Source organism: Microcoleus sp. AR_TQ3_B6 (assembly GCF_036702785.1).
Taxonomy (GTDB): Bacteria; Cyanobacteriota; Cyanobacteriia; order Cyanobacteriales; family Microcoleaceae; genus Microcoleus.
This window is the reverse complement of sequence record NZ_JAUBVJ010000025.1, coordinates 21,951-45,374: the sequence shown is the minus strand read 5'-3', so window position 1 is coordinate 45,374 and position 23,424 is coordinate 21,951. Positions and strand designations below refer to the sequence as shown.

The following is a 23,424-nucleotide window of genomic DNA, read 5'->3' as shown; positions in this document are numbered from 1 at the left end:
GTACATTTTTCCACATTTTTGTACAAAACTAGATTAAAGAGATGGAAATGGCTGACAAGCAACTCACAAAATTGAACATTTTAGGGCTAGACAAATCTTTGATTTGTAACGATGATGGGACAAGTATTAAATTAGTGAAAAAGTTATTTATATTCAAAAAATATTAATTATGTCAAATTTAAAGCTTTTGGGCAAGAGACTTAAAAATCTTTCCCTTTATCAGAAAGCGCAACAAATTGGCTTTGAGTATATCCTCAACCCCGACACTGGCGAACTACATCGTGTTGGTCTGGATAATTTTTGGGGTTCTCACAATCTCGCAGATGCAGACCTAAGCATTTTCATTGGTCTTAATAATATTGGGATTATACCAGTGGACGTTTTTCGTGATGGGAAAATACTTCCCGTTTATGATATTGATACTGGCGAAATGATTGGAAGGTATGCCCTCAATAAATGTAGTTACTGCTTTCCAAAATAAGCTTACTTCTTTAAAAGGCATTGGGAACTTGGGCATAATCAAAAAATTCTGAGGACAGAGGCATGACGTATAGGCTGTTTGAAATCCCATCTGATAGCGGTAATCATGCAGATGTTGTCTGGGCTGATCCCAGTAGTGGCGATCGCAATGCCTATACCCATTTAGCCTATACAATCGAAACAACTGACAGCGAAAACAGCGTACTAGATGGGCGAGGTATCCGCTTCAAGAACTTACGCCACTGGAAAAAAATCAAGGAAAAATTCCCTGACTTATTGTTAAGTCTCAAGGACAACCCTACATACTATGCAGGTGAAAGCGTCCTCGAAAAAAATGAGCTAAAGCATCAGCATCATATTAAAACAGTTCTAAGGTTGGGTGCATTAGAGCTACTCGCAAATATCTATTCGGGGCGGATTACCGCTAGTGACAAAGATCCTTTTCCTCATCAACTAGCATTACAACAGTATGTTAAGAATCATGAGTCTCGCATTAAGCGAATTCTGATCGCCGACGAAGTAGGTTTAGGTAAAACAATTGAAGTAGGTTTAATATTAAGAGATAAGCTGATTGCACAAAAAGATGATTTGCGTTGTCTTTATCTAACTTCTGGTGGCTTAACAGAAGATGTTAGAGATAAACTGCGTAGTGTGATTAAAGATTCTGGTGATGGAAGCATTATTAGCGTTGTAGATTCTTTTAGAGAATATGGCGATAGCATTAGCCAAAAAGGTATTCGGATTGCTAGTATGCACGCTGCTAGACGATATCACAATGATAATAAAAAGCTACCTAAAGGAGTTAAACCAAATATCATCATCATTGATGAATGTCATCACTGTGCCAGCAATGCTAACCTCAATGAAGAGTCACCTGTAAAATCGGCAATTGATACAACACAAGCTTATAAAACTGCATATCAGATAATCGCAGGTGAGTTTTGGAAAAACTCCGAAGCGCCAGAGCTAGTTATCTTGATGAGTGCTACACCTTTTCGCTCTGACAATCAATTTACAAATTTATTGCGATTACTGGTACACCAAACTGCTTTGGAAAATGCCTATGCTAATGATATTGGCAAGGAACAACTTCTAGCAGCAATATCAAAAGATGATTCACCCGTAGCAGTCATTTGGCGACAACAGGATGAGATTCGTAATTGGTCTGACCAGAGATTATTTCCGAAATTAATGATAGTTCGTCCCCACCGCGAAGGTGAGCCAAGTCTCGAAAAAACTGATGAAGAGTATCTGTCAACGCTAGAAAAAATCAAAAGGACAGTACAGCGTATTTATCGAGATCATAAGGGTAGTTTTGGAGGGTTTGCTACTGCACATCTTGAAACACGTTTAACGAGTAGTTCCCTGGCAGGTGCTTGTTGGCTATTTCGTTGGTGTGTCCGCCATCATCCAAAATGGCAAAATGAAAAAATGTATAGGGCAGACACATCAGATGATACTAAACAATTAAGAAAATTAATCCGCGAGATTTCCAAACGTCTAGCGGAATTTGATGAAAAGAGAGATATAGAATATGCCAAAGAGGTAATCTTTCCCTCTGACGGTAACTTTAGTTTTACATCGAGAAATTTAGGAGAAGGCAGCATACCTACTATTTGGGAGTTTCAGAAAAAACTACTAGAGAAAGTCAAAAAAAATGATCGAGATGATGACGATGATGATGATACAGATTTAGAAGCAACGATAGAGGAAATATTAGAACTGACAGAATTAGCCTTAAACTTGTTGGCATCAGGTAGAAGTGTTGAAAATGCCAAGCTAAACTGGCTAAGAGCTATGCTTGAAGCACATCCAGATTCTCGTTTTCTCGTTTTTACTGAGGTCTTACAAACTACTGCTATTATTAAAGCAACTTTCGATAAACAAAGTCAGGCTCTTACTGGGGAGATGAGTGCTGATGATCGAAAGAATGTAGTTAAGGACTTTTACGATCGCAACCAAAAATACCGCATCCTTGTCGCAACTTCTGCAGCGGACGAAGGATTAGATTTTCAAGTAGCCAATAAAGTTGTGCATTGGGATCTCAGTCCCGATCCTGCTGTTTTAATGCAACGTAATGGGAGGGTTGCTCGATTAGGTCAAATTTCTGATGTCACTGCCTACTATCTCATTTTAGAGGGTACATTAGCTGAAAAAAGAGATACAGCCTTACTAAAGCGTCTCGAAACAGCAGGAGTTACAGATCCGCGTATGCAATTGAAAATTTTGGGACAGCTTGATAATAAGCAAGAGGGCAAAATTGCAAGTGCTATTGAAGATGACAGTGGTGATGGACAAACTGTAGACAAAATTCTACAAGTAGCAAAGGAAAGCAGTGATCTCATGGAGACAGAGCTTCGTAAGTTAAATGAACAGCTAAAGCCCATTGAGGTTCTCGATCGCGATAAGCTACTTAAACGCCTCAAAACTTGGCATAATTTGGAAGTTACTCAATACGATACTTACAAGCATAAATTAGTTTTTGAATCAAAAGAATGGCAACGTCCTATTTTTGGAGAAGAGAAAACAGAGATGGAGTCAGCAGTTTCTGAAGTTCTCGTAATCAAGCAGAAAAACAAAAAAGATAGAAAATTTAACTTTGACCCAGAATTTGCTCTTTTTAGCCAAGAAAAAACTCCCGATCGATTAGCAGGGTTGCTGCCTTGGAACCCGAAAGAAAGTGAGGAAGGTACAAAACAACATCAACCTTTTTTTGACATCGATCCAATTGGAGCCTTAACCCAGTCTCTTGCTAGACAAAGAGAAGCGGATTTTATGGCTGTTTCTGCACAAAAGCTCTGCGAACATTTTCCCAATCTTAAAGGCTGCTCTTACTTGCTGTTTGCAACCCATCCATTACGAGAATTGGAGAAAAACAAATCATCAGACTCAGCTAAATACTTGACCTACTACACTTTTACAACTGATTTTAGTCAGCCAGTCAATCCCGATGGTGCTTCTGCTATTGAAGTACATGACATGATTACTTTCTTGGAGGCGCAAATTGTTCAAGGTGTAGTCTGTCTATCATCCGAAGTAATCGATATGGCAAAATCAGCAGGGCGGGATATCTCTAAATGGGTGCAAGATTCTTTCAGCATGGGTGGTGATGATTTCTTAGATGAAGAGTCAAGTTATTTCGTGCCGATTCCTGTTGCTTTGGTAGCTATTGTTGATCCGATCGCAGAAGTTAAAGAAAATAACATCCCATAACATCGCAAGTGATTTTTTCTGATGAGCGATAGCCTAAAATGAAAGATCGCTCGCCCCTCGCACCAAATACCAAACACTGCGATGATTCTAGGAGTGGCGATCGCCCGATCGCGCATAAAGAGCGATCGCTATGAGTTTTTTCAGATGACCGATCGCCTAAAATAAAAGAGCGATCGCCATAAGTTAAGAACCCCGGCACACCCTATGACAATCAAAGAACAACTCCTCCAAGCAATCGAAGCTTTGCCCAGTAGAAGACTTGCCGAAGCCCTCACCTTCATGAAATCTCTCTCCACCAAACCTTCTATCACATCTGCTAAATCCTTCCTCGCTCACCTCAAGACAATCGGCACTTGGTCAGGCGACGACTTCCAAGAATGTCTAGAAGCCGTCCAAACCTCACGCGGCGAAACCGAATTTGACTACAGCCCCAATCCCTTTGAATAATATTTCTCCTCCAGACCAACCACGCTCTGTTATGCCCTCCAAATACCAAATCGATGTCTGCGGTACAATCAACGTAAAACTCATGATGAATCTTTCAAAAATTAACACGATCGACTGACTGCTGACTAACTAACGCAAAAACTTGGGAACTTGATATTCGCGACTTTCGGCGATCGCAATTTGCAAATCCCCCATTTTGCCATCCAACTCATCTATTGTGCTTTGCGGAACCGACTTCCACTTCTCCCTACTTTCCCAGCGAATCAACATCACCACCTCATTTTCCACCGCATCCACCCAAATTTCTTTCCCCAAAAAACCGGGAATATTTTTTAGTCCGGCAGTCCAAACTTCTTCATCTCGCCGAATAAACGCCTCCCACTTTTCCGGAGGTACTTTAAATCTCAGCCACTCAATTACCATATTATTTTCCCTCTGTAATATCATGTCCGATCGATTGACCATAATCTCCCGGCCGGGCGGGTTTTTGAGATAGTCAATTATTGGCAGATATTGTTGGTGAACCCGCCCCTACCTGAGGTCGGGTAATCGACCGGACATGATATAAATCAGCCGATTTTAGATTTTAGATTTTAGCATTGATTGTACAGCCACACTCTGGGGGCTTAAACAATCCTGGACGCACACAATAGCTGGACGCGCGAATTATAGCGGTAAGGTGCGCCGAAGAGGGCCCTACATATATAAGTTCTGCCTCCAAGGCTGCTCAACTAAAATCTCAACTTTTTTGCTGTGGGCGACTTTTGGCGGCAGCTTGTCTCCAGCGTTGGGTGAAGTCAATTAATCATTGCCGATCGCAATTTTAATTATCAACTCAGTTCCCTCTCCTGGACGCGAAACACACTCCAACTTACCGCCGTGCTTTTCTACTACTAAATGCTGGGATATGGCTAAACCCAAACCTGTGCTCGTTTCCGGAGATTTAGTGGTAAATAAAGGGTCAAAGATGCAGCCGAGGACTTCTTCAGTCATCCCAGGGCCATTGTCGCTAATGGCGATCGCAACTTCGTTGTCCTCTACCAGGGAGGTCCGAATCCGAATTTCGGGATTTAATATTCCAGAGCCCGAGCTGCCCCCAGACAACAAAGACTGATTTTGCATTTTACCATTTTTTTCCGGATTTCTCCCCCCTTCTTCCAAAGCGTCGATCGCATTTGTCAACAAGTGCATGAACACTTGGTTTAAGTGTCCCGGATAGCAGCGGACTAGCGGCAAATCCCCATATTCTTTAACTAGAGAAATTCCCGGCCGTCCCCCTTTAGCCTGCAGGCGATTTTGCAAGATCAGCAAAGTGCTGTCCAAACCTTCGTGGATATCTGCAGGCTTCATTTGGGCTTCGTCGGTACGCGAGAACAAGCGGAGCGATCGCACGACATCCCGAATCCTTTCCGAACCGACTTTCATTGAATTTAGCAGTTTTGGCAAGTCTTGTCTGATAAATTCTAAGTCTAATTCCTCGATCGCATATTCAATTTCCTGCACTGGATTGGGATAATACTTTTGGTAAAGGTCGATCAATCGCATTAGTTCTTGAATGTAGCCGGTGGCGTGGCTGACATTGCCGGAAATAAAACTAACTGGATTATTAATTTCGTGCGCTATTCCTGCTACCAACTGCCCCAGGGATGACATTTTTTCTGTTTGAATCAGTTGAGTTTGAGTTCGCTGCAAAATTAACAGCGTCTGCTCTAATCTAGCCGCTTGCTGCCGCAGGCGTTCTTCGGATTCTTGCAAAGCCACAAGAGACTGTTTGCTTTCTGTAATGTCCAATCCCACAAATACCGCCGCCGTATTGTTATGGTATTTTTGAGCAACAATTAGATAAGTTTTATCTTCTCCTCTGATGCTCGCTGTTACTTCTTGAGATGTCTTCTTTTTATTGCTGGCAAAGAAACCGTATACTAAATCGTTAAATTTGGGACTTGTATCTAAAAAACCTACTTTTTGACCGGTAAATACTTCGGCAGGCATTTTGTAAGCGCTAGCTAAATGTCGGTTTACTCCCAAGTAGCGCAAATCGGAACTTACCCAAGAAACTAATCCCGGCACGGCGTCCAAAACTGCTTGAAGTTGCTCTTTCGCCTCTAACAGCGCTGATTCTGCTACTTGGCGAGCCGAAATGTCGCGCGCGATCGCGCAGCGGTATTCGCCGCCGCCGTATTCTAAATAATTGACTTTAACTTCGACGGGAAAACTGGCGCCGTCTTTGGTTTTGTAACTCGTTTCAAAAGTGAGGTTGCTTTGCTGCTTTAGTTGCTCCCAGTGCTCGAACCAATCCGATGCTGGTAACTGCGAATCGATGTCGCTAACCCTCAGGTTTAGCAGTTCCGATTCCGAGTAGCCGAAAAGATGGCAAGCGGCTTTGTTGGCGTAGCAAATTTGACCGTCGGAGGTAGTAAAAAAGATTGTATCAGCAGCATTTTCGAGGGCAATTTGAGTTAGTTGCGGTATTGTTTCTAACTGCTTGCTTCTAACCTCGGACTGAAATTTATTATAGCCACTTGTTTGAGCCAGATCGGAGGCTATCTTAGAGGCAAACAGGATCAAACCGCCGATCGCACCTTCGCTATTTTTCCAAGGCTGAAATATCCATTTTACCGACTCGCCCTCATAGCCACCTGCGATTTGTCCTGACACAGATGCGATCGATGGCCCTTCCACAAACTCGCTGTATTCCAAAACTCCGGCTAAACAAGCCTGGGCATTTTGCTCCCAATATTCCGGGAGATTCGGGAACAGTTCCCAATGAGACCGGCCCATCGCCTCGCCGTCGCCGAGCCCGCTATTTATTTCCCAGCGACGAGAAACCGACAGATAGCGCATTTCACAATCTACTATTGCCACGGCCTCGGCGGAGCGCTCCACAAACCGCCGAAGTCGGTCTTTACTCTCGGACACGGCTGCTTGTGCGGGTTGTTGGGCGATCGCGACTGTCCCGTCGGCGTACCTTCCCAGTCCCTGACTTTTTTGCTGAACTGGCTTAGTTTGCACGGTTTGGGATTTCCTCCATAGCTGTCAAGTTTAAAAAATTCTGTTTGAGACTAAAAATGCTGTGTTCCCCTGATTTCTCCTCTCGGACGAGACCCTTAGAGGGCGTTACCCCTCAGTGATATCATTTTTGATGTCTATATGTCTATCTGTCTAGAGGTATTGGTGTCAAATTAAGACCAAATCTAGTGCCCGACTGCTGTTATGACGATTAGGCACAGATCGCCCGGGCGATCCCCCAATAGTCGGATGGGACTCGAGTGCTCTGTCCTGTTCTCCGACTATTGAGGGGCCGGGGAGGGGGAGCGAAACTCGGCAAAACACGAGAGATAGAAAGGATTTTAGGCGATTATTGACACCAATGGTCTATAGGTACTCAAGCAATTTTTCTCCAAACTTTGACATTCAGAAGATTTCCTGGTGATGGTTCGGTATTTGATACTTCCAAAAAGAATGCAACTGTAGGCTTGCGATTCAAACCTTGAGCTTCCTCAGTCATTCCCACTTCTTTAATTGAAAATCAACAATCCAACATGGTATGAGATCGTGTAGTCCGTGCGATCGCGCAGATAGCTTGAGAATTCAAGAGATGGCTCAAACAAATTTGTGCGTAAATTCACTGGTAAAATCCACTCTCCCTTTGCGTAACATTGCAGGATCTAATCTTTCAGTAGTGTTGCAAGTCATCAAAACTACGAGCTTTTGTCCAAATTGAATCCCGTTCTCGTCAATCACGCTTTGATACAAAGTGCCATCCAGCAAACTCAAAATGTGTTCAGTTTTGTTAGTGCGTTGGCCCTCTGCGGTCGATCGATCTTGAGCCAAATTATCAGCCTCATTGATAATAATACAAATCCGCTCTAAATAACTCGGTGGCACAAAATTTTCCACAGCATCGTGGTCTAAGATAAAAATCACATAACCCAGCGGCACTAAAATTTCCTTTGCTACCGCTTGCGTCCAAGCAGTTTTGCCAGTCCCCGGTTCGCCACTGACCAAAACAGCCAACTGATTTTGATCCAGAATTGCCTGCTGAACTGTATCGGTAAAACTTTGAACCTCCGCAGAAAAAGTCCGAATTGGGAACTGGCTGTGAACCTGTCCGACGCGGCTTTTGTACCCGCCCAGAATCACCGCTAAATTGTAAGTTGCCTTTCTAACGAGCGGCGCCATATCTTGGGAAATCAGAGTGTAGCAGCGTCTTCCCCTGTCGTAGCTGTCAATTTGCAGCCAGCACCCTAATCGGGCCCAATAAGCATAAACAGTACCCACAACTTCCAAGCGTTCCCAGCTAATAAATCGCTCCGGCGCATAAGAAAAATGTCGCTCCATAAAACACTGGGTAATCGCATCCGGTTTTCCCAGTAAATCCAGAACTTTGAAAACAGTAATCTCTTGGAGTTTGTTGAGAACGTAATCGATGGGAATGCTAGCGCGGCTGACCAATTGTACCACCGGGGTTTCGGTAGCTAAAATGTCTTTGTAGCGGTAATCCGGGTAAACTGGCTGCGGAGTAATGTAATCCCAAAACTCATCCATTTCGTAGCGAGTATTTTCCGAAAATACATTTAAAATATTGGCCCACCACGTATATTGGTGTCGTCCCATGGCGTCGGCAATGTCGCTAGCTGCACCTAAAGTTTTTTGAGCTAGTTCTAAGGGGTCGCTAGACGCTAAGTGTAGCAGGTAATCCCACTCAAATTGACGGTAAAGAGGTCGCCATCCCGAGCCGAGCAGCCCTCGATTTTGAGGATGGTTTTGATTGAAATTGTTAGAACGCTCGCCCATATCTTCTGCACTCATTTTGCCAAACTCCTACTTGCTCTTAATTTTAAAACATTTGGGGGTAAATCATAAAAAAAACCGCCAATTTCTCAATTTATTTTGAGATAATTGGGTGGTACAAAATCCACTAGCCAAACTTTGTTATCCGAGCAGTAAAATGTATGGCCGTCGCTGTGCATTGCTGCGGCATCTACAGTAAAGACGGCCGGGATGCCATGTCTTGCACCTACTTGGCGCGCGGTCTGGATATTCACCGACAAATGAACATGATGCCGCGACATTTTCCTAATTCCTTGACTGAGAATAGACTCGACCGCAGTGCTACCTGTGCCGTGATATAAAATATTCGGGGGAATAGCGGGTTCTAACTGCAAGTCTACCTCTACACTGTGTCCTTGGTTGGCACGAATTAGAGTGCCTGTGGAGTCGAATGAAAAGCGCTGCTTGTCGTTTTGCGCGACTACTTTTTTGAGTTCTGCAAGCTGAACAGGAAAGTTATTTTTTTGGCACGCATCGAGGAGCTCGCTAACAGGAACCCAGCCACCTGGAGCGAGTTCAATGCCGATGCGCGAGGGCGCGTGGCGCAGGTGTCTGCTGAGATATCTGCTGATTTTTATTAATCGAGAATCCTTCATGATTTTACTTTATTTATTGAGCTTTTAAATCACCTTTTACAAAATGTCACTCGCGGGCGATCTCGTGGGTTGGGGGCGGGTTGATTGAATCTGTTTGCACTGCCAGAGAGCGCTTGAGCGAACCCGTCCCTACGGGTTTATTGAAAATTATTCATATCGCCAAAAATAAATGGTTTTACGCGCGAATTTTCGCGGTAAGGTGCGGATTTAAAAACCTACATAAGTCGGTCCTGCGTCCGGGAATAAAAAAGTTTTCTGGGTGCGAGTTTTCACCAGCTTTATCTTTTGATAATTATCAAAAACTCTGCATTCTGCCTTTTGCCTTCTACCTGGGGATAACTCCGCCAAAAATAGCAAAATTTAGATAGCGCCAGTGACATCCTGCGTCTGCAAAACCAGCTTCTGCAAGCCACTTTGTCTGCTCTTCCACAGAGGAGGGAATATCTTCTTCTAAATATTTTTGAAACCAGGCTGCATCATCTTCTGCGTTAGCTTTCATGTACTGCCGCCACAACTGTTCGTATTGCTCAGTCAGCCGGGGAGTAGCACCTGTGACAATATCTCGAATTAGCAAGATTCCCCCTGGATTCATCGAGTGGAAAAGTTTGTGAAATAGCTGTTTTTTACCTGCGCTGTCGAGGTGGTGGATTGCCAACCCAGAAACTACCAAATCGTAACCGCTGCCGAAATCATCTTCGGCAAAGTTCCCTTGCTGCAATGTCAGCCTTTCTCGGAAAGCGGACAAGTTAGTTTTGCAAGTTTTCAGCATATTTTTGGCCAGGTCAAAGGCTAGGACTTTTGCTTGAGGAAATGCTGACAATATCATTGCCGACAGTATGCCAGTTCCCGCGCCTAAATCCAGAACTTTTATGTTAGCATTAGTTTCAAAAGGGATTAACTGCAATATTACATCGTGTTGCTCGCGATACCGCGGAATGAGGCGAGGAATTAAGCCGTCATACTCAAATGCTCTTTGTTCAAATTGCTCGCGTACAGCGTCTAAATTCACAGACTATTTTCCTCAAATTGTGAATAGTTGAGTGCGTCAATGGAGTTGGGAGGCTCTCTCGTTTGAAGTTATAATACATTTTATAATACAAAAGATATACAGACCTGTCAAGATGTAGAAGAAAATAATTTAACAGAAGTTGCCGACGATCGCAAGACACGGACTTTATTCGCCCAAACCCGCCAATGATTGGGGAACTGTCTAGCCCTAGACATATATCTGCTGGAGTGGATCTCAGGCAGAATGCCACAGACCCGAAAGCCTGCCCTTGAGGAGACTTTGTGCCAGATCCGAGGAGTAATTGTGAGAAAAAAGTTGACGGTTATGATACCCGTTGAAAAGAAGAATGCAACTGTAGGCGTGCGATCCACACCCTACATTTCTCAGTAATTCCCCATAGTAGAAGATAAAATATAAAACATAAAAGCGTATTAGCTAGCAGCGGATCATCGGCTAGATAGGAGAAAATCTGTCCTCAGATTGACAAATTTTAGCCAACTATAAATAAAAATTGAGGTGACTCCCGAGTGGATGTGCTGCCAATTTTTCAGGAACGATGAAGAGATACAAAATATTGCACCCGCCGACGCGGGAAAGAAAATAGTGATAATGAATCAGGATGCGAGTAGATTAGGTGTCAGCCGTCAGGGGAAAATAGAAGCAATGGAAATCCAAGAGCGGAGCAAGGATAAGCCCGATCGCCGAGGCAAAATTTCTATGAAAAAAGAACTAGATTCGTCGCTGCAAGAATGTTTAGATTTTCAAGGAGCGATCAACAGATCCGTACTTGCGGTGAGGACTGACGCGCGAGGAATTATCAACTACGTCAGCGATCGAGTTTGCTCCATGTCCAACTATTCGCGCGCCGAACTGATCGGCTGCCACTTTGGCATCCTCCATTCGGAATATAAGTCTTCGGAATTAATCAAAAATATGCTGTCAACTGTTGCCAAAGGTGAAGTTTGGCAAGGAGATATTAAGAATAAAGCCAAGAATGGAAGTGATTATTGGGTGTACTCCGCAGTAGTTCCGGTGTTGGACTGCAACGGAAAACCCTGTGAGTATTTGGCGATCGGATTCGACATCACCGATCGCAAAGCCGTTGAAGCAGCCCAAGCCGAAGCCAACCGGGCAAAAGACGAATTTCTGGCGATCGCCTCCCACGAACTGCGATCGCCCCTGAGCGCGATTTTGGGATGGGTGCAGCTAGCTCGATCGCGCAATTTCAACGAAGCCACCACCAACCGCGCTTTGGAAATCATCGAGCGCAACGCCAAAATACAAAACCGGCAAATAGACAATCTCCTCGACCTTTCACGGCTGCTGCGGGGGAAAGTGTGCCTCAACATTGGCCGAGTTCACCTCCCGTCTATCATAGAGTCTGCGATCGCCACCCTGATCCCCGACGCTTCGGCCAAAAACATCCGCGTAGACACACATTTTGACCCTGCCGTCAGCTACATTTTGGCAGATGCAGAACGCCTGCAGCAAATAGTCTGGAACCTGCTTACCAACGCCATCAAATTCACCCCTGAATCGGCATCAAACCCAGTTCAAGTGCGGACTGAGCCTACTGCGTCGGGCGTCTTGATTCGGGTCAGCGACAGCGGTTGCGGGATCGACCCCAAATTTCTGCCCCACATCTTTGACTACTTCCGCCCTGCCGAGAGCTTCCAGACAAAGGAACAGCACCGGCTTGGGCTCGGGCTCTCAATTGTGCGGCATTTGGTGGAACTGCACGGGGGAAGTGTTTGGGCTTCGAGTCCCGGCGTCGGTATGGGGGCGACCTTTGGGGTGCTGCTACCGATTGCCAAGGAAAATGCCCAGGACGATCGCACCGAGGATCTCGCCCAAATGGAAAGCAGACCCGGATCCGTTTCCAAACCCCTAGCGGGAAAGCAAGTCCTGGTAGTGGAAAGCAGCGTCGAGATCCGGCAATTTCTCAAAACTGGTCTCGAAGCATTTGGAGCCAAGGTAATAGCGGTGGGTAGCGCCGGCGAAGCGATGGCCGAGTTGCAACAGTCGCGGCCCGACGTGTTGGTGAGCGATATGACGGTTTCCGGAGCTGACGGCTGCGATTTGATCCGCCGCATCAGAGCCATGGAAAGGTTCGAGCACAGGGAACTGCTGCCGGCCGTGGCGCTGACGGGAGGCATCCAGGAAGAAGATTCGGCCGAAGCGCTGGAGGCGGGGTTTCAGAGGCATTTGTCGAAGCCGGTGGAAGCGACTCAGTTGGTGAGCGCGATCGCCCAATTGGCTGGACTGACTGGATTCGGCTCCGGAGAGTGGGAATCGGGAAATATCCGGGCGATCGCACCAGGGGCCTCGCTGCCGGAAGATAACAGTTTTGACGATAAAAATAATCGGGAACAATTAACAACTGACAGCAGAGAATTACCGCTGTTGCTGCTAGTAGAAGATAACAATTTTCTGTTGGCTTACCTCCAAACTTTATTAACTCCGTACTATCGAGTTGCCGTCGCGAGTGACGGGGTTGAAGGTTTAGAAAAAGCCAAAACTTTGCGACCAAATTTGATTGTGAGCGACCAAGTTATGCCCAGACAAAACGGACTGGATTTGCTCAAGGAGATTCGGAGTACGCCAGAATTGAGTTCGACTCCGGTAATCTTTTTGACAGCGCGATCGGGGATGGAAGCTCGGATCGAAAGTTTGGATGCGGGTGCTGACGATTATATTTCAAAGCCTTTTGACGAGAGGGAATTGCTCGCGAGAGTGAGAAATTTGTTGCGGTCGCACTCAGCCGAACAGCAGTTGGCGCTTCTCAACCGTCAGTTGCAGCAGCAGAAACAGCAGTTAGAAAGTGTGAATCGAGCCTTGCAGTATTTGGCAACTTACGACAGTTTGACTGAGGTAAGGAACCGCCACTCTTTTAATCAATACCTCGATACGGAATGGCGACGTTTGGCGAGGGAAGAAGCACCCCTGTCTTTGATTATGTGCGACATCGATTATTTCAAACTTTTCAACGACACTTACGGTCACCAAGCGGGAGATGAATGTTTGCGGCAAGTGGCGGCGGTTATCCAGCATTCGGTAAAGCGAGCTGCCGATTTAGTAGCGCGTTACGGTGGAGAAGAATTTGTAGTAGTTTTGCCAAATACGGATATTGAAGGTGCCACTTGCGTAGCTCAAATGATCGCACAACAGGTGCGGGCTTTGCAAATAGTTCACGCTAAGTCTGCTGTCAGCGAATACGTGACGCTGAGTTTGGGTGTAGCTTGCTGCATTCCCGCGCCGAAGTCGGAACCCGGGGCGCTCATTGCCCTCGCCGACGAGTCGCTTTATCAGGCGAAAGCATCAGGGCGCGATCGGGTTTCGGTTGCCACATTTCACGGATAATAGTTATTAGCCCTTAGTTATGAGTTTTTTGTCAGTTCACTGCGATCGAATAGGAAAAACTAAATATCTTACAAAAATAGGTTCGTAGTAAGGACTTCTGTCTTTAACACCGACTTAATAAAAATTAAAGTTCTGACTAAAAACTTAAATTCTTTCCACTAGCACTAGAAGAGTTATATCATTTCCGGTTACACCGGAATGATGTTGACTGTTGACGGTTGACGCCGTGAACAGTCAACCGTCAACAGTCAACCGTCAACCGTCAACTCGAATTTACTATTCCGATGCTAACGGATTTGATATTATAGGATGTCGTATGATGACAGTAACATTAAATCAACCCCAAGACCAAAGGCTAGTCGGCGTTGCGGATTTACGGTATGAATGACTCAACCTGCAAAAAATGAAACAAGCGAGTCAGTCAATCTTTTGAATTTTCAAGTTATCCATTTTCATACCCTGATTCAGCAACGCCCGACTGTTGATTGACCAAGCATTTCTTGATGGTACCCGCCACGTGATTTATCCGTGGAATCAATCCCTTTTCGAAAATCCTCAAGAAAGAGCATTTATCCGTGGGGTCAATCTAAAATCTAAAATCTAAAATCTAAAATCGATTGACCAGGTGGTCTTGAACGACTTAGAAAATCAAAGCTGAAACCATTGTTATATATTGGTTTTATGTGCTACTTTGCCGCTGGTGACAGCTTCGCTATTTTTAGACCAAGATGCTGATGAATTCTGGGAACCCATGTCCGCCAACACGACACTCAAACCGCACTTAGAGGGAACGCCTCCCCAGTGGAGAGCAACCGTTGTCTTTCCCGACCATCCTTTTCTCGACAAAAAGTTAACTACGAACATCGGCCTAATTTGCTGCGATCGTGATATCATTATAGCTTAAAAAACATGGACCACAAGCTATTATGCGTCGTTTTGACTTGATAAAGCTAGAGTGGCGGTGATATCTATTCCCAAAATGGTAAGCTATGGTGAGAGCAAAGTAGTAATGGTTGTAACTCGGTCTGAGGGATTTGTGAGAGTGATGAAAGCAGGCTGCAGGCTCGTAGTTTAAATTGGTGCGATCGCCTCTCAAAAACTCCTCTCAGCATCGCCTGTAATCAGCCTTCTTTTCCTTTCAGGGGTGATGGTCAGCACAGCATAATTTGATGCAACTTTGCTAGAACAAGATAGACTTGATATGGTGGCTGGTTCACAAGAGGCAAAAATATATCCAGGTAACTTCAACAGTTTAATACAGGGAAAGTCCCTTCGTCGTGAAAATACCAGTCGAGGCGGGATAAAATGAAGATTGCATGGCAAAAGAAGTGACTTTCACTATAGTTGTCCCACAAAATGCTAAAGTTATTAACCACAATGAAAGTATTAACTTAGTGGAGGTCTAGGAAGAGTGAGATAAATTAGTTAGAAAATTAAAATTGTCAAAATTTAATGCTATTTAGAAAGAGGTTAAATCAAGATTCATGAAAATTTTCAAACTCCTAAAATTGAGTATAAAATTAGCGACACTGGGATTGTTATTATTAGCACTAGGACTATTTGCAGCTCCCAGTGTTAATGCTCAAACTGAAGTAATAACCGAGCCAGCTCAAATCACAGTGGTGGGGATGCGCGGAACTGTTGTCACTCGTAATATATTTCTACGAACTGCGACACCCGTTACTCAATTAGAGTTAATTCCATTGGATTTGAATAGCGATGACGGAGGCGCTGTTTTGTCAGCTCAAGCAATTAGTTTAGAAAAATCTTTAGGGAATTTAACCCAACCAAATGCAATAATATCTCAGGTAAAATTCGATCTTCGGAAAGTTAATAGTGGTGAATTTAATGGTAAATTGAGACTAAGTTACAAAGATGGGGAGTGGGCTATCCCTGTAACTGTAAAAGTTAAGGAGCATTGGTTTTTACCCTTATTCATACTATTAATTGGTGCAGGGTTAGGGGTAAGTGTTTCACTTTACCGCGCTCAAGGGAGGCCGCGCGATGAAATTTTAGTGCGAGTAAGTCAGCTTCGCGTTCAAACGCAAGATGATGCCGATTTGTCAAAGTTTAAGGTATTTCAATCGAGGGTGGATTCACAGTTAATTGATGTAAAAATGGCGCTTCAAGGAGAACTCTGGGATGAAGCTCAAAATGCGGTTAAGCAAGCAGAATTAGTTATCAATAGATGGCTAAAAGGTCGTGGTGATTGGTTGGCACAATTAGATTATTATGAAGAAATAAAGCAGCGATTACAAGATATGGATGACCGCCTTCCTTTTGTGCAGGCGGTGGTTCGCAGCTTGGAAGATGCACTAAGAGATGCTCCTGATTTAGAAAGTCCTGTGAAATTGCGCGATCGCCTCCAAGAAATAGCTGAACAAGTGAATTCTTACATTCCACTCGAAGCTAAGATGAAACAACTGATTAGCTTGAACGCTCAGTTGTCAGTAAAAGAGGCGAAATCTTGGCAGCCTAAAGTACAGAATTTAGAACAGCGGATGGGAAGTTTACAGCCTGGTGATTTGGCAAAAGATGCCAATTTGGGGGCTGAGGTAGAAGGGGCGATCGCGGAAATTACAGAACTGCTTTCGCAGCAAGAAGATATGCTAGATCCGACAGAAGTCGATTTCGGAGTAAACGTGACGGGGGCGATCGCCAAAGGAGTCGAATTCCGGGATAAAATCATAAGCTTACTGGGACCGCCACCCTCTGCTCGCTTATTGAGTTGGGAAGAGCAAGCCTCGAGTGCGAATCTACGTTTGAAAGTTTTTACTGTGAGTAGCTATATAATTGCGATCGTGTTTTTAGCCGGAGCAGGTTTTAGTCAACTTTATCTTGATAAACCTACTTTTGGAGATAATCCTTGGAAGGATTATTTTGCACTGATGGCTTGGGGTTTTGGAGCAGAGGCTACCAGAGATGCTGTTACCAAGGTAGCGCAGGGGGGGGGTTTGCCTGGATTAAAGTGATGTTAAACTCCTTTGTATCAAGGGAATTTATTTTCGATTATTTAGTTTGTTTTTGTTAATTTTACACTCTCTCTGGAACTGACGGTAAAATTTTTACCTAACCTAACTTGAAAATCAAGCTAATAGGCAATATCGAAAGTTATCTTGCATTATAAAAGCCATATCATCGTCGCCTAATCAACTTAATTCGATTGTTAATTTTTTCCATAACTCTGGTTTTGCGAGCAAGAAAGTAGTTACAAATTCCATCAAAATGATTAATAATTGTCAGAGCAGCTTATTTAAAAAATCTCTGCAAAGTCAGTTAATTATTGAACTTTTTGTGCGCCATATTGACAGCCATAAGCTGCTGTGCATCTAATTTGACAGTAAATTTTTCTACAATTTTTGTGGGATGCCATCCTGCCCGTCTCTCTATTCAATTTAGATGCGCAGCAGCTTATTAGTCTCATATATTTCTCGAAACTCTTCCTTCATCTCATACACAATTCTCAAGCATTCTGATTTTTTTAAGGTCGCTGCCAACCTTTGAATTTGCCCGGGATTTAGGTTGCTCCTATTAGTCAATAATAAATATTTCCTGCCTCTATAGCAATCCTAAATGATTCTACTCGTTACCAGGAAGAGCCTGGTAACGCCGATCCGGAGGAAGAGCCTCCACAGTCTGCGCCGAGGCAGAGCCTCTGGATATGGGTTCCCAGGAAGAGCCTGGAAGTTAACCAGTTATTGAAACTGATGCGAGGATTGCTATAGCAATCCTCGCATCATTTGCATAATTATTGTAGGGGCAATCCCCCCGTGGTTGCCCGATAGATAGGGGGTAGGCAAAGAAAGGCACTACCCCTACAGATGTATCTGAATCATTTAGGATTGGTATATATAAGAATACTTAATAACATAAAAATCAAGTGCTGAACTTTTACAGCTAGGGTTTTGGGACGAGAGCGGATTGAGTTTAAGAATCATCATCAGAAAGAATTGGCTGAGAAAAGTAACCAGAAAAATGTCAGAATAGATCGAAGGAAAAGAAGAGTTAACCTAATGGTAACACTAAGATATTCAGACAAGAAAAGATTTGTTTTATCAGATAATGTAAATAAATTATTTTTTTATAAACTCCTAATATTTTAATAAACTGATAATTTGAGAAGGGTAGAAGCTAGCAATCAAACATCTGGTTTTCCTGAGAAAAAACCCAAAATTGTGATTATTCTCGAGCGTGCTAGTTTTACTAAAAAAAGAGTGCCTGGATAAAAGTGAAACAGAAATGCCCAATCTTCATTTAGAATTTTTCCCAAAAAAGAGCCGAGCACTATAAATTAATTGAATGGGTAGGGTAGGCGGCGAAAGAATATATGGCCGAGCGACTGTTTAAATCAATTATTGAAGAGCTATAATTTTTATGGCATAAACTTTAAAATGAAGGAAGGTTAATTATTAAATGGGAGCGACAATAAAAAAATACGGGTAATAATTGTATCACAGTTAAAAGGCACAACAGATTATTTGCGAGCTGACACTATAGAGAGCGAGAAATAATGAGAGGACATGACGCATGAACGCCTTTGAGTTCGAGATTACCATTCAGAGCAAATCAGGCGATAGTAGCTGGCCCATTGTTGTCAGGTGTAAGCAACCAGATGGGCTAACCATCCATTCAAAAGAGATTCTCCAGCTAAGTCAGGAGGACTTGAACAAACTCACTCAAAAGCAAGAAAACGAGAGGGAATACGGCACTTTACTAGGCAAAGCATTGTTTCGGGGGGCTGTGTACGACACCTTTGTTCGTGTCCTATCCAAGAGCAGTCAGGACTCGCTATTACGAATTTTGCTCTCGATCGAAGCGGCTGACAATGACTCCCTCAAAACCTTGCATTGGGAAAGGCTGTGTGCTCCGATTGATGCCGACGGGGAGTGGCATCTTTTAGCCCGCAACCAGCGCGTTCCCTTTTCCCTGTACATTCCCACCATTATCGATCGCCGCTTTCCCCCCATTGGACGACGTGACTTGCGGGCACTGGTGCTGGTAGCGAGTCCCTCTAATATCGGTAAGTTTCAATTAGCACCTTTTGACGTTGAAGCTGTCTTATCTGGAGTCAAAGAAGCGCTTGGTGAAATTCCTTACGAAATTTTGGCAAATAATGTCGCCGGTGCGATCGGACCGCCAACGCTACAAGAACTGTCCAAGCAACTGACTAACGCTAAGAAACCATACACCTTGCTGCATTTTGTCGCCCACGGCAAGCTGCTGGATAACGGAGAAACTGTTCTGTATTGGGCAAAAGCCGACAACGAAGTTCTGCCAGTGACTGGGGAAGACTTGCTCAGTGAACTGAAGAACATCGGCAATCATCAGAGGAGCTTACCTCACTTTACCTTTCTGTGTACTTGCGAAAGTGCCGATCCCAGAGCCGAAGCAGGATTAGGTGGATTAGGTCAAAGATTGGTCAGAAATCTGGGGATGCCCGCTGTCATAGCGATGACTCGCAAGGTGAGCGTAGAGACAGGCTTGGCTCTAGGACAGAGCTTTTATCGACGACTCAGAGAGTCAGGAGAGGTAGATACGGCGCTACAAGAGGCAACAGCCGGACTGTCCAAGCGGCATGATATTGCTGTCCCGGCTTTGTTCAGCCGCTTGGGAGGGCGTCCCTTATTTAGCGATCGCCTCGACAATCGGGATTTAACCGACGAGGAAATCGAGTATGGTATTGAAAAGCTGCGACAGCTCCTCCAAGAGCGGGCACCTCATGCCTCCGTACTCAAGCAGAGGTTTGAAACCCAGGTAAAGACGCTGAAAAATACACGGGGAGCCGACTCGCGCACGGCCCGCGAAGATCGTTATCAGGCAATAGCAGAACTCAACAACCTCTGCGAACAAGTAATCGAAATCAGTTTCGACGCTTTAGCAGCCTTGGGTAAGCAACCACCACAATACAAGGCTGAGTGTCCGTTTCCTGGACTATCTTCCTTCGCTGAGAAAAAATACCACAAGTTCTTCTTTGGGCGTGATGAACTGATTAGAGATTTACAAAATGAACTGGCGAAGGACAATTTCTTAGCCGTAATCGGCACTTCGGGCAGCGGCAAGTCATCGGTGGTACTAGCAGGGCTGATTCCTAAGCTCAAAGAGGAGCAGCTAAGCCTTCAGTGGGCGTACATGACGCCTGGAAAGGAGCCAGCTCGGCAACTAAAAAGACGATTAGAAAGATTATTGAAAGTATCAGAGCAGCATTCAATATTGGTGGTAGACCAATTTGAAGAAGTATTCACTCTCTGTGAAGATAAAGCCGATCGCGTCGAATTCATTGAAAAGTTATTAAACTTTGCCTCTCGGCGGAAAGTCGTAATTACAATGCGCGCCGACTTTTTGGGAGAGTGTACCTTTTACCCCGAACTGAGAAAGCGGATTGAAACCCGACAAAAATTGGTTGGGCCGATGGAACCTGCAGAACTGATTACAGCAATGAAGATGCAAGCAGACAGGGGGGGACTGCGCTTTGAAGCTGGCTTGAGCCACGCGATTCTCAATGATGTGCAGGGGGAGCCTGGGGCGATGCCGCTGTTGCAATATGCTTTGCAGGAACTGTGGAAGCGGCGGCGGGGGCGGTGGCTGTGCAATGAGGAGTACCAAGCGATCGGTGGAGTCCAAAAAGCAATAGCTAAGACTGCCGATGATTTCTACAATAGCTTGTCAGCCCCCGAGCAAGAACAACTCCAGAATATCTTCTTGCGCTTAACCCGCTTGGATGCCAGTGCCATACATGGAGAGAAGCGGCGGGACACGCGCCGGCGAGTGGAGTTAGAGGATTTGGTCCCAACAGGCGACGATCTAGCAGTGACAAGGAAGTTGGTGCAGCAGTTGGCAGGGGAAGGGGTGCGGCTTGTAGTTACCAGTCGCAACGAAGCTACGGGGAAGGAAGAGGTGGAAGTCGCCCATGAAGCTTTAATCCGCTACTGGCCGACCTTACAAAATTGGTTGAATCAGAACCGCAGTGACTTGCTATTGCGAGAAACCATCAATCAGGCAGCTCAGGATTGGCAGCAGCACCGAGAGCAACCAGGTCAAGACACTTATCTTATCCATCACGGGGGACGATTAGAAGATGCAGAGGTGTTGTGGAAGCACCCCAAATTTGTGCAACTCAATCAACTTGAGGCGGAATATGTTTTGGCTTGTGTTCAGTTGCGCGAGCGACGACGCCAGCTTGAGGAACAGCGCAGAAAGCGTCAACTCATGGCGGCTGCGATCGCCGCTTTTATGTTGGGTGGATTTGCTATTTTTGCTGGAATTAAGTGGAGGGAAGCAGAAATTCACCAAATTCTGGCTCTTCTACAATCCGCTGAGACCAGCTTGGTCACTCATCAACCAATAGAGGCCAGGATAGGCAGTTTACGAGCTGCCAAAGAACTCAAGGACTCAAAGTGGCAACGCTGGTGGCCAGATGCTGAGTTAAGCAATCAAGTGTTAGGTAAGTCGATCGGCACATTTTATGCAGGACAGGAAATTAACCGCTTAAAAACCAATCAATATTCGATCGAGAGTATAGTGTTTACCCCGGATGGTCGGCTGGCTATTGCTGATGATAAAGGCACCGTCGGCTTGTGGGATACCAAAACCCAGAAGTTGGAATATATACAGAAGGAGACTTCTAGAGAAAAGCCTAAGGAGAAATCCACTTCAGGCTATTTGTCCGTACAGCTCAGCCCCGATGGACAGAAGCTGGCCCTCATTGATTATAAAAACGGAATTTACCTGTCGGATACAAAAAAAACCAATAACCTCAAGAAACTCCCGCGGAGCGAGGGTAAGATTTTCTCGAAAGCGACGTTCAGCGCAGATAGCCAGCTCCTGAGCGCCTCTAGCTCCGAAGGCGTTGCCTACCTGTGGGATACCAAAACCAAGGACTTTAAAATTTCCCGGGAGCCTAATCGAGCCGGGGAAAAGGAGGCACTGTTTAGCCCAAATGGCCAGTTCTCGGTCATCATTCGAGATGACAACACTTTCTATTTGGAGAATACAAAAACCAAAAAGCCGGACACACTCCTGTACAACCCTCCGGAGAAAACTAAGGTTGCGAGCGTGCAGATCGGCCCGAACAGCCAGATATTAGCCGTCAAATTGGAAAACAGGAACACTTTTGCCCTCTGGGACACCAAAACTAGGAAGTGGCTCCCACAAATCGATCCATTATGGCGCTACGACTTTGATAGCGTGAAATTCAGTCCAGATAGCCAGCTCCTGGCCTTCAGGGAAGCAAACGGCACGATCTGGTTGCGGGACATCAAAGGCCGAACGTTGCATAAACTCCAAGGACAAGACAGTCTCAGCAGCCTGGCGTTCAGCCGGGATCGTCAGCTTTTGGTCACTACTGATGATAGAACCATGCGTCTGTGGGCCATCTCCGATCGGGGGCAGTTGAAGGTAACCCCGACCGATCGACCAGTCGATGCAATAGCATTCAACCAGCACAATCAGCTTTTGAGAGTTAGCAAAAAGGATGGCAGCGTCTGGCCCATCGACACCAAAGGCAAGGAGCGGCAAATCAAACTCCAAGGAAATCAAGAAAAAAAAGCGGAGATCGATGAGGTGGCGTTCAGCCCCGACGGTCAGCTTTTGACTGTTATTGGAAAGGATAACAGCATCTGGCTGGGGAACACGACCGATCGGCAGTTGGGCAAACTACAGGCAAAAGACTTTTCTAGCATGGCGTTCAGCCCCGATAGTCAGCGCCTAGTCACGGGTGGAAAAGACGGCACCATCCGGTTGTGGGACAAGAAAGGCAAGCCGTTGAATAAACAACTTCCCAAACATCAAGGCTCGGTCTATAGCGTGCAGATCAGCCCCGATAATCAGCTCTTGGCTGTTATTGGAGATGATAACAGCATCTGGCTAGGGAACACCACAGATAAGCAGTTGCGCCCACTGAACGCAAAAGAGGTTTATACCATGGTGTTCAGCCACGATAGTCAGCGCCTAATCACTGGTGGAAAAGACGGCATCATCCGATTGTGGAACAATCAAGGTGAGCCCTTGAACAAAAAACTGGCGGACCATAAAAGCGCAGTATATAGCGTAGCGTTCAGCCAAAATGATGAACGTCTAGTTACTGGTGGAAGAGACGGCACTGCCCGTCTGTGGAGCATCAAAGATCGCAAAAGTCAGCCGTTAGCCGCATTCCCGGGACATCAAGGCTATGTCGCAAACGTGGCGATCGGTCCGGATGGCAAGACACTGGCTATCAATAGATCGGATACCAATGTTCGCCTGTATCAGATTAAACAAGAACTGGATGAACTCGTAGCAATGAACTGTGATTGGTTGCGCGACTATCTGAATAACCCCCAGACCAAGGGCAGTGAGAGCGATCCCGATATTTGTAAGAATATTAGCACTCCGAGTAGTTCACCAAAAAAGTAGGGAGCGTCAATCGATTTTCGATTTGAGATTTTAGATTTTAGATTGACCCCACGGATAAATGCTCTTTCTTGAGGATTTTCGATTTGAGATTTTGGA

General features: G+C 45.1%; 15 protein-coding genes and 1 pseudogene. 9 read left to right on the top strand and 7 right to left on the bottom strand.

Going from position 1 to position 23,424, the window contains the following annotated elements; all coding sequences use genetic code 11:
* Nucleotides 1-169: 169 nt before the first annotated feature.
* The 3 genes from QUB56_RS14520 to QUB56_RS14510 all read left to right on the top strand — a co-directional run bounded on the left by QUB56_RS14520 (nucleotide 170) and on the right by QUB56_RS14510 (nucleotide 4,140).
* Complete coding sequence (locus QUB56_RS14520) at nucleotides 170-481, top strand: hypothetical protein (RefSeq protein ID WP_332955995.1); 312 nt, start codon at nucleotides 170-172, stop codon at nucleotides 479-481.
* Between the two features lie 62 nt (nucleotides 482-543).
* Nucleotides 544-3,693, top strand: coding sequence for a helicase-related protein (locus tag QUB56_RS14515; RefSeq protein WP_332955994.1), 3,150 nt, complete (start codon nucleotides 544-546; stop codon nucleotides 3,691-3,693).
* Between the two features lie 204 nt (nucleotides 3,694-3,897).
* Nucleotides 3,898-4,140, top strand: coding sequence for a hypothetical protein (locus tag QUB56_RS14510; RefSeq protein WP_332955993.1), 243 nt, complete (start codon nucleotides 3,898-3,900; stop codon nucleotides 4,138-4,140).
* Nucleotides 4,141-4,269: 129 nt separating this feature from the next.
* On the opposite strand, the gene QUB56_RS14505 is transcribed toward QUB56_RS14510, so the two are convergent.
* The 6 genes from QUB56_RS14505 to QUB56_RS14480 all read right to left on the bottom strand — a co-directional run bounded on the left by QUB56_RS14505 (nucleotide 4,270) and on the right by QUB56_RS14480 (nucleotide 10,578).
* Nucleotides 4,270-4,563 carry a TIGR03792 family protein gene (locus QUB56_RS14505; RefSeq protein WP_332955992.1) on the bottom strand — a complete coding sequence of 98 codons (294 nt, stop codon included), beginning with the start codon at nucleotides 4,561-4,563 and terminating at the stop codon, nucleotides 4,270-4,272.
* Nucleotides 4,564-4,941: 378 nt separating this feature from the next.
* Nucleotides 4,942-7,152, bottom strand: coding sequence for a PAS domain S-box protein (locus QUB56_RS14500; protein WP_332955990.1), 2,211 nt, complete (start codon nucleotides 7,150-7,152; stop codon nucleotides 4,942-4,944).
* Nucleotides 7,153-7,525: 373 nt separating this feature from the next.
* Nucleotides 7,526-7,648 carry a hypothetical protein gene (locus tag QUB56_RS14495; RefSeq protein WP_332955989.1) on the bottom strand — a complete coding sequence of 41 codons (123 nt, stop codon included), beginning with the start codon at nucleotides 7,646-7,648 and terminating at the stop codon, nucleotides 7,526-7,528.
* 95 nt (nucleotides 7,649-7,743) lie between these two features.
* Nucleotides 7,744-8,952 carry an AAA family ATPase gene (locus QUB56_RS14490; RefSeq protein ID WP_332955988.1) on the bottom strand — a complete coding sequence of 403 codons (1,209 nt, stop codon included), beginning with the start codon at nucleotides 8,950-8,952 and terminating at the stop codon, nucleotides 7,744-7,746.
* Nucleotides 8,953-9,023: 71 nt separating this feature from the next.
* Nucleotides 9,024-9,569, bottom strand: a complete 546-nt coding sequence (locus QUB56_RS14485; RefSeq protein ID WP_332955987.1) for an RNA 2'-phosphotransferase — start codon at nucleotides 9,567-9,569, stop codon at nucleotides 9,024-9,026.
* A gap of 325 nt (nucleotides 9,570-9,894) precedes the next feature.
* Nucleotides 9,895-10,578: a class I SAM-dependent methyltransferase gene (locus QUB56_RS14480; RefSeq protein ID WP_332955986.1), complete on the bottom strand. Its 684-nt coding sequence runs from the start codon at nucleotides 10,576-10,578 to the stop codon at nucleotides 9,895-9,897.
* A gap of 243 nt (nucleotides 10,579-10,821) precedes the next feature.
* On the opposite strand from QUB56_RS14480, the gene QUB56_RS14475 reads away from it, so the two are divergent.
* The 5 genes from QUB56_RS14475 to QUB56_RS14455 all read left to right on the top strand — a co-directional run bounded on the left by QUB56_RS14475 (nucleotide 10,822) and on the right by QUB56_RS14455 (nucleotide 16,910).
* The gene (locus QUB56_RS14475; protein ID WP_332955985.1) at nucleotides 10,822-10,968 is read left to right on the top strand and encodes a hypothetical protein; all 147 of its coding nucleotides are present in this window, start codon (nucleotides 10,822-10,824) and stop codon (nucleotides 10,966-10,968) included.
* A gap of 219 nt (nucleotides 10,969-11,187) precedes the next feature.
* Nucleotides 11,188-13,938 (top strand): diguanylate cyclase, encoded by a 2,751-nt coding sequence (locus QUB56_RS14470; RefSeq protein WP_332955983.1) that lies wholly within the window; start codon nucleotides 11,188-11,190, stop codon nucleotides 13,936-13,938.
* A 211-nt stretch (nucleotides 13,939-14,149) separates the two neighbouring features.
* Entirely contained in the window at nucleotides 14,150-14,326 is a 177-nt protein-coding gene (locus tag QUB56_RS14465; protein WP_332955981.1) for a hypothetical protein, read from the top strand.
* Between the two features lie 285 nt (nucleotides 14,327-14,611).
* Nucleotides 14,612-14,842 (top strand): hypothetical protein, encoded by a 231-nt coding sequence (locus QUB56_RS14460; RefSeq protein ID WP_332955980.1) that lies wholly within the window; start codon nucleotides 14,612-14,614, stop codon nucleotides 14,840-14,842.
* A gap of 580 nt (nucleotides 14,843-15,422) precedes the next feature.
* A complete protein-coding gene (locus QUB56_RS14455) occupies nucleotides 15,423-16,910 on the top strand; it encodes a hypothetical protein (RefSeq protein WP_332955978.1) in 1,488 nt (495 codons plus the stop codon).
* A gap of 423 nt (nucleotides 16,911-17,333) precedes the next feature.
* Here the strand turns inward: QUB56_RS14455 and QUB56_RS37225 are convergent.
* Nucleotides 17,334-17,486 (bottom strand): annotated as a pseudogene (locus QUB56_RS37225) (DesA/ISL3 alpha bundle tail domain-containing protein); the annotation flags it as partial.
* A 979-nt stretch (nucleotides 17,487-18,465) separates the two neighbouring features.
* On the opposite strand from QUB56_RS37225, the gene QUB56_RS14450 reads away from it, so the two are divergent.
* Nucleotides 18,466-23,328 (top strand): nSTAND1 domain-containing NTPase, encoded by a 4,863-nt coding sequence (locus QUB56_RS14450; protein ID WP_332955977.1) that lies wholly within the window; start codon nucleotides 18,466-18,468, stop codon nucleotides 23,326-23,328.
* Nucleotides 23,329-23,424: the final 96 nt, after the last annotated feature.

Excerpts from the sequence above, each read along its gene's own strand:
- QUB56_RS14520 (WP_332955995.1), top strand. The coding sequence starts at position 170 with ATGTCAAATTTAAAGCTTTTGGGCAAGAGACTTAAAAATCTTTCCCTT.
- QUB56_RS14515 (WP_332955994.1), top strand. The coding sequence starts at position 544 with ATGACGTATAGGCTGTTTGAAATCCCATCTGATAGCGGTAATCATGCA.
- QUB56_RS14510 (WP_332955993.1), top strand. The coding sequence starts at position 3,898 with ATGACAATCAAAGAACAACTCCTCCAAGCAATCGAAGCTTTGCCCAGT.
- QUB56_RS14505 (WP_332955992.1), bottom strand. The coding sequence starts at position 4,563 with ATGGTAATTGAGTGGCTGAGATTTAAAGTACCTCCGGAAAAGTGGGAG.
- QUB56_RS14495 (WP_332955989.1), bottom strand. The coding sequence starts at position 7,648 with ATGACTGAGGAAGCTCAAGGTTTGAATCGCAAGCCTACAGTTGCATTC.
- QUB56_RS14490 (WP_332955988.1), bottom strand. The coding sequence starts at position 8,952 with ATGAGTGCAGAAGATATGGGCGAGCGTTCTAACAATTTCAATCAAAAC.
- QUB56_RS14485 (WP_332955987.1), bottom strand. The coding sequence starts at position 9,569 with ATGAAGGATTCTCGATTAATAAAAATCAGCAGATATCTCAGCAGACAC.
- QUB56_RS14475 (WP_332955985.1), top strand. The coding sequence starts at position 10,822 with ATGCCACAGACCCGAAAGCCTGCCCTTGAGGAGACTTTGTGCCAGATC.
- QUB56_RS14470 (WP_332955983.1), top strand. The coding sequence starts at position 11,188 with ATGAATCAGGATGCGAGTAGATTAGGTGTCAGCCGTCAGGGGAAAATA.
- QUB56_RS14455 (WP_332955978.1), top strand. The coding sequence starts at position 15,423 with ATGAAAATTTTCAAACTCCTAAAATTGAGTATAAAATTAGCGACACTG.
- QUB56_RS14450 (WP_332955977.1), top strand. The coding sequence starts at position 18,466 with ATGAACGCCTTTGAGTTCGAGATTACCATTCAGAGCAAATCAGGCGAT.